Consider the following 17,613-nt stretch of genomic DNA (forward strand, 5'->3'; position numbering starts at 1 on the left):
CTCAATGTGGCAGTTACTGAAAAAGGTCCGCCATTTTATGGAAACCGCCAGCCCATTCCCCGGAGGAAAACATGGTCAGGCAAAAGTGTAGCGGTATTAGGCGCAGCTATTTAGAAAGATTGGCGGCAATAGTTCAGCCTTATATTTCTTCTTACCAATTACCAGATCGGGCGTTTCTTTGAGTTTTTCGCCTTTTTCCACAACCAGCTCACGTAGCACTTTACCTGCTTGCCAACCATCCTGGCTCAGGACATAAACGTCGTCCTGCATCACTTCCATCCAGTAATCCATTAGCAACTGATAGATAGCGTAGTTCTCTAGCAGCGGTACATCAGCGGTGGTTTCAGAAGCATAGGCAGCGAGGAGACGCTCACCAATTTCTTCAATCAGTTGTTTCGGTGAGTCGCCGCGAGCAATTTCTTCAAGCTGACAACTTGTAAACCATTCTTCAAATGGTATCAGTGCTCCTGCTTTGAAAGCGGCAAATTCCGGGTGTGCCAGAATTGTACTCTTCACTTTATCTGCTTCAACTCGAGCATTGCTGTAGCCTGGGCGGGCAGGTTCGAATAGCTCCTGGCGTAAAGTAGGGAAAACCTGCCAGTAAGCACTGAGAGCATCAATATCGCGATCGGGAATGCCGCCAGCCAAATGGCCAGAAAGGTCGTGCAGATCTTCAGGATCACTGCTGTCGATATAGCGAGGGATATTGAGGTTGAAGTCGTTGGCCGCAATTTCTGAGAGCGGTACCATGCGGCTGAAACGGGGGATTTCCTGCTCACGATTAAATGCATCGACAATTTTATGGATGTCCTGGGCGCGTAGGCGATTTTTATTGCCGTCCTTAATAAAGCCCTTACTGGCATCGATCATAAAGATGCCTTGCTGACTCTCGCCATTAGCATTGAAAGCTCGGAACTGGGCATTTTCTTTATCGATGACAATGATGCATGCCGGAATGCCTGTGCCATAAAACAAGTTAGTAGGCAGGCCAATAATGCCTTTGATATAGCCCTGTTTGAGCAGATTTTCACGAATACGCGCTTCAGCATTGCCCCGGAACAGAACGCCGTGAGGTAAGATCACCGCGCCTTTGCCTGTACTCTTGAGGCTTTTGATGATGTGTAGCAGGAAAGCATAATCACCATTCTTTTCTGGCGGAGTACCCCAGATAAAACGGTCAAAAGGATCGTTCGCAGCATCCAGCCCGCTGGTCCAGTTTTTGTTGGAAAAAGGGGGATTAGCTACAGCAAAGTCGAAGGTTTTCAGGTTATCGTTGCCATCCTTCCAATGTGGATCCGCCAGAGTGTTCCCTTTCCAGATTTTAGCAGTGGCGTTGTCATGCAGGATCATGTTCATGCGTGCCAGTGCGCTGGTCGCATAATCCATCTCTTGGCCATAAATGGTCAGCCCTTTCGGACCGGCTTCGTCACTGGCTTTCAACAGCAGTGAGCCTGAACCACAGGTAGGGTCATAAACGGTAGCATCCTGTGGTGTCTGTTTGCTGATGCCAATAACTTTCGCCAGAATGCGTGACACCTCTGCAGGAGTAAAGACAATGCCATCTTCAGTGTTCTGAAAAAGTGTTACATGGTGATTTGGCGGGGACTCTGGGGTAGTAACACTTTCGGCAGTGTTTCAAGCCTAAATCTTAGAATCGCTATCCGAAAATATCCTAGAGTGTTACGCCAAATGCGATCATGGAGACCGCAGAACTTAATCTCGACAGCAATGCTTTATTTGGTTGTTACTTTATCTCACGCAAGCGGTTAAGAGCTTCAACATGCTCTTCAGCTAGTTGGTCGTACATCGAATAGACTTGTTGGATATGGGCAAGTAAGGCAGGAAAATCCGTTGACTTTTCTTGTTCAAGCTTTTGATTCTTTCTTTTAACTGACGAAAGTTTGCTTTTTAGCTTCTCTAACTCCGCTATTTCCCTATCCCGTTTCAGATGCTCAGTTTGCTTTACTTGCTCGTCTTTAATCATGCACTTTAATTCTGGATATCGGTTATAAATAATGGAATGGCTTAAACCAGCTCTATCGGCAACTGATTTAATGCTTACTTTTTTACCTTCGCTAACCAATTGATATAAGGCATCAATTAAGGATTGCCTGGTATTCTCACTCATGCTTGATCAACCCCTCTTAACGGTTCTAGCTGCTCAATAATAACCCTGGCAGCCTCTAGGTTACTTTTTAGAACCATACTAAAAGAATCCAGCCTTTCCCTTACCCCATCTGGCGCTGATTCAATCTTCTTGATTTTATCTTCACAGTTCAGCTGAATTGTTTTCCAGTAAGTTAAGTGCCTAGGAGTTGCAATATATCCGTCACAATAAACACAATGGCTCGGATCAGCTACATTCTTGACCTTACAATCCTTAGCTTTCGTACAATAACCGTGTCCAACTCCTCGCAAGTCGTTTGAGTTTTTCGATATAAATTCCACCAGTTGATTTATATCTTTGAAATGTGGTTGAACATTTTCTTCAACTTGGTTTCCCAGCATTTCCTTAATTCGACTAGAGAACCGTGCACCACCGTGCCCAGCAATATTTCCATCGAGTGAGGCCTCGACAATCTCATTCACCGTTAAGCTTGTAATATGTTCTGAAAACTCATCCGCTATATTTAGCAGTTCCCCGATAGACTCGAATCCGCGCTGGGCATAGACGAGAGTCATATTCTGCCATAAGTGCTTGTACTGATATCTAATATCATCCAACTCACCTAAGCGGTTTGCGATGATAAACCAGGCAAATGTGTGCCTGAACTGATGAGGAGTGAAGTTGAAGTAATCACCTGCCTTGTATGGTTGATGTCGGTCTGAATTGTTTGGAGCAACTGATTTGTAATTACATCCAAGGCGATCAAGTTGCTCTATATCTGATGTATTGAGAGGGATCTTAAAGAAGTCACTAATATTGAAAGCGGCAGAGTTTGGTCGCTTGTTCATTCGATAGAATCCGCAGCCAGCAAGCGAATAGTTGACAGTAAAGAGATACTTATATTTTAGCCCTTGCTGCAATTCGTTTAGATATTCATCCGAGATTTCAGATGATAGATACTCTATAATGGCAGTAGCTTTTTCATAAACCACTTCATTCAACATGGATATGAGAGTTAAGTATTTTGAAACAATCTCTCCGCATACCCATTCTACTTTCTGCGAACCATCAGTTGTTTTTGTTAGCTCGGATAACAGCGAGTAGTGAAGTTCGCCAATATCACTCTCTCTAGTGACTAAGCAATCATTTGCAAGAGCTAGCGCTTCTCCATCTCTCATCCCTGTAAAAGCTAGAACTAAGATATTTACTAAGCCTCTTATTCTACCAATCTTTGCTGTTACAGCTGCATCACCTCCGCTGCAGATGCTTCTGTACCGCCCGTTTACAATTTTGTACTGACCTCTTTCTATTCTTCGTATCTCATCGGATTGGCGTCGAATCCATTCGTCACGAATTTCATTGATCAAATCAAGCTCATAGATAACTTTTGAAATTAGTTTTTTTAGAACACCACAGGGAATAACCGGGTGTTTCTTCCTTCCGTTTATTTGATAAGCAGCCACGATTGGCGTGAACTTATCAGAAATCAAATTAAATGATTCCTTTCCAAGTAAGCCGTAGCATTTCAACCATTTAGTAGCAGTGTTAATCGAAACGCACAAACTAGGCTTATCGTTAGCTCCAATGTAACCAATAACTTCAGCGCAGTAGTGTGATTTTTTTAAATTATTAAGTTTATCGAGTTCAATCCAAGAATGAATTCGCTTTACGCAAAGAAATCTGGCAATAGTAATCAGACTTCTTGCCCCATTTATAATGGTACTCCATTTCAGAGGCGGCATACCTTCACCAATCCCTGACGTGTACAGTGCCAATATCAATATCTTGAATTCATACTCAAACTCGATGCTGAGTTCATTGAACGATATCCCAATCTTTTCTCCGATCGGCTTCCACGTGGAATCTGAAAGTCTAACCTCCCGTGAGTAACCGATACGATCAGAACCACTCCAGACAATTTCATCGCGTAAAGATAGCCAACGTTTTTCGCAATATGGCTTTATATTGTATTCCCCAATGCCACTGAGGCACTCGGAAAGTACGAAGGAAATACTCATACAACACCTGCGATATCAGATATGGCATAGTTCCAGACTGGATGCAGCCCATTATTTTTAAACAATGTTCGCCCCTGGCTAACCTGACTAGAGTTTGTAATTTTTAGCCTGGATATGATTTCATCAACTCTTTCAGATAAGGCGCGATGAGCCTGCTTTTGCAGGCTAGCATCGGAAAAATGTGCGATAGTCCCCTGCATATCGCCCAAGACATAATCTTTGAAAGACAGTAATTGCCACACATGATCGGCATCAGCTACAACCCTGTAGTGTTTACACCATATGCACGCCATAAAATCGCCACATCTGTCGATTTCATTAGAGCTTAAGATCCTATTTTGCTTTGCATAAACTTGCGCTTCTTTAGACCCTCTCTCTGCATTGCATCCTCCCACCGGGGTTAGTTGAGTACCATATTCGTATTCAGTAACAATTTTGATCTCAGTCGATAGCTCCTTACCACTGAAATACTGCTCCATAATTTTGGCTGCATCACTAAGCGTCGCTTTTGAAGATGCTTCATTGACTCGTTGATAGTTTTTTATAAAGGTAGGGTATGTATGTTTAAAGGCATCTTTATATCTTCTGAAATCTTTTGAAAGCTGGCGATAGACCTCATTAGAACCAGTTTTTCTGAGCTTTGCGGAGTTATATTTTATCGAGCACCCAAGCCCCATAAGAATCGTGGCTATCCTGGCTACAATACTGTTGTAATTTATCGTCTTAAGCTGGCCTAGCTCTTCATAAATAAATAGGAACCTTGAATTATCATATCCAGCATACTTGTTCCTGGTAGATCTTGTTAAGGTATCCCGTACCGTTAGTAAATCATGAATAGCGGATCGGGATGACTTATAGTCAAAGTTAAAATGGTCTGTCTGATAGCTTTTACGGGGCTTTTGAACAAGCATTGTTATAGGTCGATTGCTTGTTGGTATGCCAACTTGCTGAATATCCGAACACTCGATTTGAGCTATTGAAGATGTATTCCAGCACGTCTTAATTTGTATTCTTGCAAAATACATTGCCAGCTTATCCTGCAATGGCCAGTCATTTTTTAAAATTCCTTTTTCTATATGAAACGCTAGCTCCCGTACTTCATCTAACGTATATGTATCGTAACTTTTCATTCTCGAAGCATGCACAGCATGCCTATTGCTAGTTATCCGATATGCGTTAATAAATTTTTGTCCAGTTATTCCGCAAAGCCATCTGATAGCGGAAATATAACCTTCAGCTGTTCGTCTTGAGACGGATTTTGTAAGTACATCCGATTGTATTCTGGACAAAATATCAAGCTGAATATTACCGTCGTTAGCAGATAAAAAGCTCACTCCAAGCCCATTTACTGTATCTCGATCACAATACGCTGAAAATACTTTCATTAGTTTTGAGAAGCGGGCATGAAGGGTTTCAGCCCCATAATTTTTCTGACTAAGAAGTTCGGTCTCTTCTTGGTGAATGGATACAATATCCTCCCTAAGCTTTAAGCATATTTCGGATATAATGGATATATCTAGGGTTCTGACTTTCCCGCTTTTATCGTTTTCAAAACATAATATGTCTTGAAATAATATTCGCTGATTAACCTTCATCCCTGAATGGTGCTCGTATAGATTTGCAACTGCCGTGGCTTCATGTTGCTTGTAGTACCGGAAAATATCTTTTAGTGGCCGATATCCTTCCAACGACAAAGCATCCAGCCCAGTTTCCGCAAACTTGCTTTTGAAATTATGATCCTTTTGGACAAACCTTAGAATTGTTCTTATAGAGCATGATAGCCGCCCTTTAAGCCCGCCCGAAACATGTCCAAACTCGCCTGAATAGTAGGCGTTTCCAGCGAGAGCTTTTATCTGCATCAATGCAGTTTTTGATGTAGCATGGAGTTCAGTGACATCCAGGCTCCTTCCGCCAATCAACAGCTTTTGTCTATAGAACAGATCAGGATATACAACCTCAATAAAAGCCCTTAGCTGTGATCTAACTGGTATAACCCTGTGCTTCTTAATACCTGCCTCGATCAGACGCCCCTCATCGAGAGCGGATTCTAGAAGCACTACAATATCAGAGCTCTCATCAGATGCTAACGCTTTAATGATGCTCACAACTTGTTGTACGACAGCTACTTTAGTGGCCTCAGATAAAGCGTCTGAGTCAACAAATTTCGTTATTGCGCTTCTTACTGAATCTCCAAGCAGCTCAGATTTAAGATAGATATCTAATAAACCAACCAAGGATCCATGAACCGCAACAAAGGTTGGTTTTCCTGTGTAGTTTTCTGGATGAGAAAGCCTATATAGGAAGTCCAATGACCGAGTGAATGCAACGGCCTTCTGCTTTTCCAAATTGCTAAATGCAGTGATTTCTAAACGAAGCCAATATTTTTGATCTCTGAGTGACTTCACTCCATGATTTTGAAGATGAGCAAGGTGATCAGCACTCACTTCAGGCCAGGCCTTTATTCCTTGTAAAAGGCCATTACGATAACCTTTCACTGTAACCTTGCTGGCCTTAATTGAGCCATTTTCGATTTTGTAGTGAAGCTCCATAAACTCCTGTTCTAACGCAGGAGATATATCGCAAAGCCTTTGTCTAGGATTGATCATCATCCCCCCTTAGCAAGTGCTGATAGTCACCAACCAGCCGCTCATCGATGCCGTCGAATATTGTGTCTGACCAACCTTTCATTTCGCTATCAAAGGTAACTGCACGAGCGAAGTTTAAATACTTCCGTGTTGTTGAGAAGTTTGAATGACCAAGTAACGCCATCAATTTAAACTCGATGAACCCAGGCTCTAAGCCTTTGTCGAGCATATATTTTGCAAGATTAGTTGCGTATGTTGAGCGCAAATCGTGAAAGCTCCGCTCAAGTACATAACCAGTGCGTGCCAGCTCTTTGCGGGCGAAAATCGCGGTATTACTAACAGATTTTTCAGAGATTCCTAAGCCAGAGCGGTTAATGAAAAGTGGTTTGTCGCAATCAGTTCCATTCTTCACTTCCCACTTCATAACTCTATGCATTCGTTCATTACAATTTCTGTAATGCCACAATCGCTGCATTAGAGTGCGCGGTATTAGTATCTGGCGCTCTTTATTCCCCTTGCCCGTGATAGTTGCATGATATGAAGGCACGGCACTTATTGATGGATCTACTACGTAAACTTCCAAAAATTTAGCAATTTCAAATGCTCTCATACCAGTGAAAAGGGCTAGATCTACCCACAGGCGTCTTGAGGAAGACTTGAGGTATTGAGTCCCATATAGAGCACTAAGCTCTTCAGTGGTATATGGCGATAATTGGTCACTGGACAGTGATTTCTGTCGGTATTTCTTCGGTATCGTTAGGTCGGATGTTTGAACAGTTATTCCAGATGAATGATGGGCCATAGAAAATATTGAGTTAATATCTGAGTGCTCGTTGCTGCGTTTAATATGTAACTGCTGATATTCAAACGGCAGTTTTTCTATAGTCCCTCTACGACGAGCCCACTCGTAAAATTGTCTAACATGGGTCATATACAAATTGGCGCTGTCGCGGCCTAGAGATTTTGCCTGGATCAAATCGATTAGAAACTTTCTAAACCGATAAACAGGCAGCCAATACTTGGCACGCTGTGTTGATGCCTGAGCAGTAACCTGACGCCAATCAACGTTTTCTTCTGAAATCCAATTCAGAAAAATACACAAAGAGTTTGCTATTGATTGCAGCGTCTTGAGAGAGATCCCGCCCAATGGGTTAGACCTAGCAGCTCGTTTAGGAGCGCGATGCAACCCCTTGTAGCGGTGCTCTAGGAATAAATTCATCTCCAGCGCATCAAACTGGCGGTCGTTCGACCAAATCAGAGGGAAATTATCCACCCAGTGGTCAGCTCGGTATTCAATAGCTCTAATTCCATGATCGTTTACCTCACCAGAGAACACTGGTAACGCCCCAACGTTGAATCTCACCTTATGAATGCTTACACTTTTTTTCTGCATCATCACCTATGACGTATTACACCTACCCAACAAAAAGCCCTTGAGCACTTTCTTTGCATCAAAGGCGATGAAACAACTTTAGCTTGACATTTAACCAGGATCAACAGATTATTTCTGCATCATTGACTATGAACAGGTGAAGGCTTGAAGCTGAAACAGATCGCAACCATCAATGCAGGCTACCCATTTCGGGGCAAAATCCCTGAAGTGCCAGGCTCTGCCGTGGTCGCGGTTCAGATGAAGGATGTCTCGCTAACCGAAGGGATTCGCTGGTCAGACTGCTTGGAAACAGAGCTAACCGGCAAGCGTGAACCCGACTACCTCACCACAGGTGATATTTTAGTGGCCGCTCGTGGTAGCCATAACTACGCCGTGCAGGTCGATCAGTTATTGGCTTCTGCGGGTAAGCAGGCCGTTGCTGCACCTCATTTTTTTGTGGTCAGCCTGAAGAAGAAAGACATCCTGCCCGAGTTTATGGTGTGGTTACTGAATCAGGCACCGGCTCAACGTTACTTTGAGCAAAATGCCGAAGGCACCCTAACAAAAAGTATTCGCCGCAGTGTGCTGGAAGATGCCCCTGTCGTTGTTCCGCCCCTTGCCAAGCAGCGAGCAATTATTGCGATGGCCAACACTTTGGGTGAAGAGCAGAGGCTGATACAGAGGCTAGTAAACAACGGTGAGCGCATGATGGGCGCAATCGCCAACGACTTATACCAGGCGCATGGCCACTAAACAGCCTGCACAACGAATTTAAGACTTGAACCGGGCCAGCCATTGATTGGCCCCACATAAAAGGAAGCAATGGATGAACGACAAGATTAACCAAGACAGCATCAACAAAGCGCTGTGGAACGCCTGCGATACCTTCCGTGGCACCATCAGCGCCGATACTTACAAAGACTTCATCCTCACCATGCTGTTCCTCAAGTACATCTCCGATGTATGGCAGGATCACTACGATGGCTACAAGGCCGAGTACGGCAACGAGCCGGAACTCATCGAAGAGATGATGAAAAACGAGCGCTTTGTACTGCCCAAAGCGGCTAGCTTCTACGCCCTGTACGAACGCCGTCACGAACCCGGTAATGGTGAGCGCATCGACCAGGCGCTGCACGCCATTGAAGAAGCCAACGGCACCAAACTAAAAGACGCCGGTAAAAGCGTGTTCCAGGACATTTCGTTCAACACCGACAAACTGGGTGAAGAGAAGCAAAAGAACACCATTCTGCGCCACCTGCTGGAAGACTTCGCCAAGCCCGAACTTAATCTCAAAACCAGCCGTGTTGGCACCTTGGATGTGATCGGTAACGCCTACGAATACCTGATTAAAAACTTCGCGGCCAGCGGTGGCCAGAAAGCCGGTGAGTTTTATACTCCGCCAGAAGTTTCGGATCTCATCGCCGAGCTGTTAGACCCACAACCGGGTGACAGCATCTGTGACCCGGCTTGTGGCTCTGGCTCGCTGCTGATGAAGTGCGGTCGCAAGGTCGTAGCGAATCACGGCAGCAAGCAATACGCCCTGTATGGCCAGGAAGCCATTGGCTCCACCTGGTCGCTGGCCAAAATGAACATGTTTCTGCACGGCGAAGACAATCACAAAATTGAATGGGGCGACACCATTCGTAACCCCAAGCTGCTCGATAAAAACGGCGACCTGATGCTGTTTGACATCGTGACCGCCAATCCACCGTTTTCCTTAGATAAATGGGGCCACGACGAAGCCGAGCACGACAAGTTCAGCCGCTTCCGCCGTGGCGTACCGCCAAAAACCAAAGGCGACTACGCCTTTATCCTGCACATGATTGAAACGCTAAAACCAAAAAGCGGAAGAATGGGCGTTGTTGTGCCGCATGGCGTGCTATTCCGTGGCTCGTCTGAGGGAAAAATTCGCCAGCAACTGATTGACGAAAACCTGCTCGATGCGGTGATCGGCCTACCCGAGAAGCTGTTTTACGGCACAGGCATTCCGGCGGCAATCCTGATTTTCAGGAAGAACAAAAGTGACGATAACGTCATGTTCATCGATGCCAGCCGTGACTTCAAAGCCGGAAAAAACCAGAACCTGCTGACTGAGGAGAATATCGCCAAGATTGTAGCTACCTATCACGCCGGTAACGATGTGGAAAAATACGCCTATGTGGCGAGCCTCGAAGAGATTAAAGAGAACGATTACAACCTGAATATCCCGCGCTACGTCGATACCTTTGAAGAAGAGGAAGAAATCGACCTGATGGCGGTGCGTGCCGAACGTGAGCAGCTAAAAGCCCAACTGACTGAGCTGGAAACCGAGATGGCAAAGTATCTTGAGGAGCTTGGTTATGGTGCCTAAGGGATGGCTTAATCGAAGTATTGAAAATAATATAACATTCTCAGGTGGTTCCCAACCTCCACGAGAGGTATTTATTGATGAACCTAAAGAAAACTATATAAGATTGATTCAAATTAGAGACTATAAGACGGATAAATATGCCACTTATATTCCTAAAAATCTTGCGAAGAAGTTTTGTTCTCCATCAGATGTTATGATTGGCCGTTACGGCCCACCTATTTTTCAAATTCTTCGAGGAATAGAAGGCGCTTATAATGTAGCACTTATCAAAGCATCGCCTAAAAATGGTGTTGACAATGACTACATGTATTATTTCTTGAGTCGTGAATCTCTACTTAGAGTGATTGAATCACACTCGCAGAGAACATCAGGTCAAACTGGCATTGAAATGGATGTATTGAAATCATATCCAATGCCATTGCCCCCTTTGTCAGAGCAAAAGAAAATCGCCAAAATCCTCTCCACCTGGGATAAGGCCATCACCACCACCGAACAACTGCTCTCCAACAGCCAGCAGCAGAAAAAAGCCCTAGAACAACAACTACTAACCGGCAAAAAACGCCTAGGCATGCCTGCTAATGGTTACGATTTTAAGAAAACTCGATATGGGATTATTCCTAAAGATTGGGAATATCCAGCGATAAAGGATGTTTGCACTCAGGTGACTGAGAAAAATACAGAATCTGCTGACTACCCGGTTCTCTCATGCTCCAAGTACGATGGCTTTGTTGACTCACTCAAATACTTCAAAAAGAAAGTTTACAGTGATGATACCTCTGGCTATAGGCTCATTCACCGTGGTTGCTTTGGCTTTCCATCTAACCACGTTGAGGAGGGATCTATTGGGCTACAGAACCTCTACGATACTGGCATCGTAAGCCCTATTTATGTCGTCTTTAGAGCAAAGCCGAAAAAAGTAGACAACACCTATCTTTACGCAGTTTTAAAGACTGATCACTACCGGCAGATATTCGGTGCAGCCACTAATGCATCTGTTGATCGTCGAGGAAGTCTACGTTGGAAAGAGTTCAGCTTGATTCATGTGCCACTTCCACCGTTAGAAGAGCAGCAAAGAATCTCGACTGTACTAGCCACCGCTGATCAGGAAATCAGCGCCTTGCAACAAAAGCTAGATGCCTTGAAGCAAGAGAAAAATGCCCTCATGCAGCAGCTACTCACGGGTAAGCGCCGTGTCGTCATAGAGTAAAGGAAGACAAAATATGAACACCGAGGTTGTAAATGATTTAAATAAGTGGGTTTCAGAGCGCCCTCAGTGGCTCCAGATTGCAGCTACTCGGCTACTTCAGCAGTCTGAGCTTACTGACAATGACATCTCTGAGCTCGCAAAACTTTGCCAGCAGGAAGCCGACGGTAAGCTGTCCAAAACAACCTGTTCTTTTCCTGCTACCGCATTCTCCCAGGGCGCAGCAGGCTCCTTGCGATTGTGTTCGATCAGTGAAATCGAAGGAGTAAACGCCCTTGCTCCGAAAAAACCACTTGAGTTTGGTAAGGGCAATATCACGATTGTTTATGGCAACAACGGGGCAGGCAAGTCCGGTTACGTCAGACTCCTCAAACATGTATGTGGTGCCCGCGTGGCGGGCACCCTCCATCGCAATGTCTATAAGCCTGACTCTGTCGCACAGAAGGCCTGCATTTCGTTTGAGCAAGACGGTGTGCCGAAGACTCATACCTGGTCTGGTCAAAGCATCTGTGATGAGCTAACTAGCGTTGATATTTTCGACACCTCATTTGGTAAGGTCTTTGTCAGCAGCGAAGACGAGGTGAGCTACGAGCCACCAGTTCTATCGTTCTTCAGTTCGCTCATCCTCACATGCGAAAAGGTCGCATCGACATTAGACAACGAGGCCAACCGGCACCAGTCCAAAAAGCCAATTATTCCGGCCGATAAGAAGGTAACTCCTGAAGGAATCTGGTACGAGTCCATCAATGACCAGACTACCACCCAGGACATCGACAAGCATTGCGCATTTAGCAGTGCTGATGATACCGAAATGCAAGCGCTGCAGCAGCGCCTTGCTGAACAGGCTCCTGCAGAAAAGGCGAGGCAGCTGAGAAAGCAGAAACAGCATATCGACACACTGGTCCAGGATGCCCAAAAGTATCTGAATCAATTATCGGACGATAATTACCGGCGGATCGTTGCGGCCAAGAAGAAGTCGATCCTTAAGAAGACTGCGGCAAACACGGCGGCGCAAAAGGTGTTCTCCGGCAGCGAGCTAGAAGGCATAGGCTCCGATGTCTGGAAAGAGCTTTGGGAAGCCGCCCGGAGCTATTCCCTATCTGCTGCCTATAAAGAAGCCGAATATCCGAATATTATCGATGGTTCCCGTTGTGTCCTGTGTCACCAGAGCTTGTCCCAAGAGGCTAAGGAGCGATTGACCTCCTTTGAAAATTTCGTGAAGGGCGAACTGCAGAAAGCTGCATCCGATGCAGCCAAGGAATACGAGACCACCAGTCAAGTTATCGAGGCGCTACCGACATCGGAGACGCTGAAGACACGTATCGATGCGGCCGACATTCGACAGGCTGACGTCGTTAGCCAGATCACTGATTTCTTTGCTCAATTACAGGCAAGAAAAGACCTACTCCCTGGGATAGATTCCGAAGAAGCCGTTCCCAACCCTATACCCTCACCTAAGTGGATCGAAGAAGCCAACACTCAGTCGAAAAGCCTCGATGAACTCGCGGCAAAATATGATGAAGATGCCAAAAGCGATAATCGTGAGGAGATCAGGAGGAAGCTAAACAGCCTGCAGGCCAGAAAGTGGTTGTCTGAACACCGCGCCGCCATTGATGAAGACGTAACCCGATTGAAGCTGCTGAACCAGATCAAGGCGGCTAAAAAATCCGCTGATACGACAGTTTTATCAAGAAAGAAAGGCGAGTTGGCAGAAGCCTTGATCACGGATGCGTTCGTACAAAGGTTCAAGGCGGAGCTCAAGGCCTTGGGCGCATCTCAGGTGAAGGTTGAGCTCGTGAAATCAAAAGTATCCAAGGGCCGAGTCCTGCATAAGCTCCAGCTTCGGGGGGCCTCTCAGAATGGCCTCGCCGATGTTCTGAGTGAGGGAGAAAATCGGATCGTTTCCATTGCGGCTTTTTTGGCCGACGTAACTGGCAAGAACAACCAGGCCCCGTTTATCTTTGACGATCCAATATCCTCACTCGACCAAAGCTATGAAGAGGCCGTGGTTCAAAGACTGATCGAGCTGTCTAAGGACAAGCAGGTCATTGTCTTTACTCACCGCCTGTCCTTACTCGGTACGGTTCGATATTTTGCCGAGAAAAAGACCATCAAGCCAGATGTGGTGAGCATCCGCTCTGCAGACTGGGGGACCGGAGAGCCCGCTCCCATTCCACTTTCACAGAACGATATCAAAACCGCCCTGAACACACTCATGAATCAGCGGTATCAGGATGCAAAGAAGGCAAGTGAAAACGGCGAGTTTGAGTATGCAGAAATCTTGCTGAAATCAATATGCAGCGACTTCAGGATATTGGTGGAGCGCTCTATTGAAAATGATCTGCTTTGCGGGGTAGTTCAAAGATTTCAGCGGCCGGTCAATACCTTGAAGCTCAAGGAAATGGCCAAATTGAAAGACGTGGATTGCAATCTCCTTGATTCCCTCATGACCAAATACTCAGGCTTTGAACATTCACAGCCAACAGAATCGCCAGTGGAACTTCCGAAGCCAGACGATCTTCTGGCCGATATGACTTCATTAAAAACCTGGCGTGAAGAATATTTGAAGCGAGCGACACTTTAATTTTATACGCACCTCGGGTATCAGGGGTTGATGAGAGACAACGAATGACACAATACACGCCCAAATTTCAGGAAGAATACAGTGCCAAGTTACCGGCGCTGACGTTGTTGACCAGCCTCGGGTGGTCGTTCCTCCCTCCTGAACTCGCGTTAGCCGCCCGTGGTGGTAAAGCCGATGAAGTGGTTTTACGCAATGTGCTGCGCAGCGAATTGAAGAAGCGATCGTTTAACTTTGCTGGGAAGAGCTACCCGCTGTCTGAAAAGGCTATCGACAACCTGATTGCCGAGGTGTGTAGCCCAGCACTAAATGAAGGCTTGTTAACTGCTAATGAGCGTCTGTACAACCACCTGCTGTATGGCATCTCGGTCACTGAGTTTGTGGATGGCAAAAAGGCCAGCCCGACCGTTGCGCTGATTGATTGGCAGAACCCCGCCAACAACAGCTTTGTATTCACCGAAGAGTTTACGGTTACCCGCTCGGGGGGAGTGGAAAGCCGCAGACCGGATATTGTCTGCTTTGTGAACGGTATTCCCCTGGTTGTGATTGAGGCGAAACGCCCCGATGGCAATGCCAAGAAAGGCCCCACCATTGACGAAGGCATTTCGCAAAGCCTGCGTAACCAGCGCCATGATGAAATCCCGTTACTGTTCGCCTATAGCCAGATGCTGCTTTCCATAAACGGCAACGAAGGCCGTTATGGTACCTGTGGCACGCTCGCAAAGTTCTGGGCCGCCTGGCGTGAAGAAGACATCACAGATGCTGAGATGTACGCCATCAAAAACAAAACGCTCAAAACTGAGCAGTTAGCAGGCTTATTCAGGCACCGTCCGGCAAAAGACCTAGATTGGTACCAGAGCCTGACCGCTGCGGGAGAACTGGCTGTTACTGGGCAAGATCAATTACTGATCAGCTTGTTAAGCCCTACTCGGTTGCTGGAGATGACCCGTTACTTCACCTTGTTCGATAAAAAGGCTGGCAAAATTGTCGCCCGTTATCAGCAGGTGTTTGGTATTAAGCGACTGATTGAGCGCATCAATACCCGAAGTAGCACTGGTGGCCGTGAAGGCGGTGTGATTTGGCATACCACAGGTTCGGGTAAGTCATTCACTATGGTGTTTTTAAGTAAGGCGCTGATCTTGCACGAAAGCCTGAAGCAATGCCGTATTGTGGTGGTGACTGACCGGGTAGACCTGGAAACCCAGCTGAGCAAAACCTTTGCCTCGGGCGGTGAACTGGCCGGTAAAAAAGACAAAGAAGCAGCAATGGCCACCTCTGGTAAACGCCTGGCTGAACAGATTGGTAAAGGCACAGAGCGGATCATCTTCTCACTGATCCAGAAGTTTAATACCGCTACCAAAATGCCAGAGTGTGTAAACAACAGCTCTGACATTATTGTGCTGATTGACGAAGGCCACCGCAGCCAGGGCGGTGAAAACCACATCCGTATGAAGCAGGCGCTGCCGAATGCTGCCTTTGTCGCCTTCACCGGCACACCACTGTTAAAAGACGACAAGACCACCAATAAGTTTGGCCCCATTGTGCATGCTTACACCATGCAACGCGCGGTGGAAGACCAGACTGTTACACCTCTGCTATATGAAGAGCGCATTCCCGACCTAGATGTGAATGAACGTGCCATCGACAGTTGGTTTGAGCGTATTACCGAAGGGCTTTCAGACGAGCAAAAGGCCGACCTAAAGCGCAAGTTTGCCAAAAAAGGCCAGGTATACGGTGCGGATGACCGCATTCGTTTGATTGCCCTGGATATTGCCAACCATTTCGTAAAGAACATCGACGAAGGTTTGAAAGGCCAGTTAGCCTGCGACAGTAAGGCCTCTGCGATCAAGTACAAAAAGTATCTGGACGAAGCAGGCTTGTTTGAATCTGCCGTTGTGATGAGCCCGCCTGATAGCCGTGAAGGCAATACCGCTGTCGATGAAGCCACCACACCGGAAGTGACCCAGTGGTGGAAAGACAATATTGGCAGCCAAGATGAACAAGCTTACACCAAACACCTGATAGAACGCTTCGACAAAGATGATTCACTGAAGATACTCATCGTAGTTGATAAGTTACTCACCGGCTTTGATGAGCCGAAAAACGCCGTGCTCTATATCGACAAGCCCCTGAAAGAGCACAACCTGATCCAAGCGATTGCACGGGTAAACCGACTACACCCGAAGAAAAAGTTTGGTCTGCTCATCGACTATCGCGGCATTCTGGCTGAGCTGGATACCACCATCCAGAAATATCAGGATCTGGCCTCCCGCACTCAGGGCGGTTACGACATCAATGATATTGCCGGCCTCTACAACCAGATGAGTACCGAGTACAAGCGCCTGCCACAGCTGTATAAGCAGCTATGGGCGATATTCGATGGCGTGAAAAACAAGAACGACATTGAGCAATTGCGTCAGGTACTGGTACCAAAGATTGAAGAGAGAGATGGTGAGCTGGTTGACGCACACCTCAAGGTACGTGAAGACTTCTACGAAGCCCTGACAGCCTTCGCCAGCTGCTTGAAGGTAGCGCTGCAATCCGCCACCTTCTTTGAAGACAAGAGTTTTAGCGACGAGGATCGTCGCCACTACAAAGAAACGGTTAAGCAATTCTCCAGCCTGCGCCAACTGGTGCAGCAAGATGCCGGTGAGAGGATTAATTACGACGAATACGCCGAACAAGTGAAAAAACTGCTTGATAAGCATGTGGTAGGCGTAGAGGTTAAAGAACCCGGTGGCGCTTATGAAGTGGGCAAGATGGGACAAAAGCAACAGCCAGAAGACTGGAGCGAAGATAAAACCCGCAACGAAACCGACATTATCAAAACCCGTGTGACACGTATGATTGAGCAAGAGCTGCGGGATGACCCTTACGCTCAGGAAGCGTTCTCCAAGCTATTGCGCCAGGCCATTGAAGAGGCCGAAAAGCTATTCGACCATCCACTGAAACAGTACATGCTGTTCCGTGAATTTGAAGAGCAAGTTCAAGACAGGCGCTTAAACGACATACCTGATGCATTTGCCGGTAATCGCCATGCTCAGGCCTATTTCGGTGTTTTCAAAAAGGTATTGCCGGAAGCCTTAGCTGTGCTCGACCAGCAAGTTCAGGATAAATGGATCAAAGTTGCCTTTGAAATTGACCAGGCGGTAGAAACCTCTGTCGCGGAAAACTCTATCAATCCACAGAACATCGAAGCCGACATTCGTAAAAAGCTACTGCCACGCATGTTCCAGGAATGCAAAGCCATTGGTGGCGGTATGGATCAGGCCAAGAAGATTGTTGAGATGATTGTTCAAATCACTCGTGTGGGCTTGAGCGGGGTTTAATATGAAAATTTATTTTTCTGATTTTTTTGAAGTTTCGCCCAAAGAGCTAGAGGCATATGGTGCATTT

10 protein-coding genes and 1 pseudogene are annotated in these 17,613 nt (G+C 46.3%); 6 read left to right on the top strand and 5 right to left on the bottom strand.

Translation table 11 applies throughout. The annotated features are described in order from the left end of the window. Window positions 1-91, top strand: a 91-nt coding sequence (locus FHC48_RS23555; protein WP_039391442.1) for a hypothetical protein, incomplete at its 5' end; no start/stop codon positions are given. Between the two features lie 20 nt (window positions 92-111). Here FHC48_RS23555 and FHC48_RS20400 read toward each other — a convergent pair. From FHC48_RS20400 to FHC48_RS20420, 5 genes and pseudogenes are all read right to left on the bottom strand, one after another. Then, a pseudogene (locus FHC48_RS20400) lies at window positions 112-1,590 on the bottom strand (N-6 DNA methylase); the annotation flags it as partial. A gap of 154 nt (window positions 1,591-1,744) precedes the next feature. Continuing rightward, a complete protein-coding gene (locus FHC48_RS20405) occupies window positions 1,745-2,128 on the bottom strand; it encodes a DUF6262 family protein (protein WP_114502409.1) in 384 nt (127 codons plus the stop codon). Beyond that, complete coding sequence (locus FHC48_RS20410; RefSeq protein ID WP_220420578.1) at window positions 2,125-4,125, bottom strand: hypothetical protein; 2,001 nt, start codon at window positions 4,123-4,125, stop codon at window positions 2,125-2,127. The genes FHC48_RS20405 and FHC48_RS20410 overlap by 4 nt, the downstream gene beginning before the upstream one ends. Then, window positions 4,122-6,734, bottom strand: coding sequence for a hypothetical protein (locus FHC48_RS20415; RefSeq protein ID WP_142675309.1), 2,613 nt, complete (start codon window positions 6,732-6,734; stop codon window positions 4,122-4,124). Before FHC48_RS20415 ends, FHC48_RS20410 begins: the two co-directional genes overlap by 4 nt. Then, window positions 6,718-8,106 carry a tyrosine-type recombinase/integrase gene (locus FHC48_RS20420; RefSeq protein ID WP_163761937.1) on the bottom strand — a complete coding sequence of 463 codons (1,389 nt, stop codon included), beginning with the start codon at window positions 8,104-8,106 and terminating at the stop codon, window positions 6,718-6,720. Before FHC48_RS20420 ends, FHC48_RS20415 begins: the two co-directional genes overlap by 17 nt. A 141-nt stretch (window positions 8,107-8,247) precedes the next feature. On the opposite strand from FHC48_RS20420, the gene FHC48_RS20425 reads away from it, so the two are divergent. The 5 genes from FHC48_RS20425 (at window position 8,248) to FHC48_RS20445 (ending at window position 17,546) form a co-directional block, all read left to right on the top strand. After that, window positions 8,248-8,835, top strand: coding sequence for a restriction endonuclease subunit S (locus FHC48_RS20425; protein WP_114502412.1), 588 nt, complete (start codon window positions 8,248-8,250; stop codon window positions 8,833-8,835). A gap of 73 nt (window positions 8,836-8,908) precedes the next feature. Next, window positions 8,909-10,432 (top strand): type I restriction-modification system subunit M, encoded by a 1,524-nt coding sequence (locus FHC48_RS20430; protein WP_114502413.1) that lies wholly within the window; start codon window positions 8,909-8,911, stop codon window positions 10,430-10,432. Continuing rightward, window positions 10,422-11,639: a restriction endonuclease subunit S gene (locus tag FHC48_RS20435; RefSeq protein WP_114502414.1), complete on the top strand. Its 1,218-nt coding sequence runs from the start codon at window positions 10,422-10,424 to the stop codon at window positions 11,637-11,639. The genes FHC48_RS20430 and FHC48_RS20435 overlap by 11 nt, the downstream gene beginning before the upstream one ends. 13 nt (window positions 11,640-11,652) lie before the next feature. Continuing rightward, a complete protein-coding gene (locus tag FHC48_RS20440) occupies window positions 11,653-14,220 on the top strand; it encodes an AAA family ATPase (RefSeq protein ID WP_114502415.1) in 2,568 nt (855 codons plus the stop codon). Window positions 14,221-14,264: 44 nt separating this feature from the next. Next, the gene (locus tag FHC48_RS20445; protein ID WP_114502416.1) at window positions 14,265-17,546 is read left to right on the top strand and encodes a type I restriction endonuclease subunit R; all 3,282 of its coding nucleotides are present in this window, start codon (window positions 14,265-14,267) and stop codon (window positions 17,544-17,546) included. The last annotated feature ends 67 nt before the right edge of the window (window positions 17,547-17,613 follow it).

Origin of the sequence: Enterobacter sp. EC_50 (assembly GCF_019584525.1) — a bacterium.
GTDB classification, from domain to species: Bacteria; Pseudomonadota; Gammaproteobacteria; order Enterobacterales; family Enterobacteriaceae; genus Enterobacter; species Enterobacter roggenkampii.

What these genes read in the sequence shown, in the direction of transcription:
- FHC48_RS20405 (WP_114502409.1), bottom strand. Translation starts at nt 2,128, where the DNA reads ATGAGTGAGAATACCAGGCAATCCTTAATTGATGCCTTATATCAATTG.
- FHC48_RS20410 (WP_220420578.1), bottom strand. Translation starts at nt 4,125, where the DNA reads ATGAGTATTTCCTTCGTACTTTCCGAGTGCCTCAGTGGCATTGGGGAA.
- FHC48_RS20415 (WP_142675309.1), bottom strand. Translation starts at nt 6,734, where the DNA reads ATGATGATCAATCCTAGACAAAGGCTTTGCGATATATCTCCTGCGTTA.
- FHC48_RS20420 (WP_163761937.1), bottom strand. Translation starts at nt 8,106, where the DNA reads ATGATGCAGAAAAAAAGTGTAAGCATTCATAAGGTGAGATTCAACGTT.
- FHC48_RS20430 (WP_114502413.1), top strand. Translation starts at nt 8,909, where the DNA reads ATGAACGACAAGATTAACCAAGACAGCATCAACAAAGCGCTGTGGAAC.
- FHC48_RS20435 (WP_114502414.1), top strand. Translation starts at nt 10,422, where the DNA reads ATGGTGCCTAAGGGATGGCTTAATCGAAGTATTGAAAATAATATAACA.
- FHC48_RS20440 (WP_114502415.1), top strand. Translation starts at nt 11,653, where the DNA reads ATGAACACCGAGGTTGTAAATGATTTAAATAAGTGGGTTTCAGAGCGC.
- FHC48_RS20445 (WP_114502416.1), top strand. Translation starts at nt 14,265, where the DNA reads ATGACACAATACACGCCCAAATTTCAGGAAGAATACAGTGCCAAGTTA.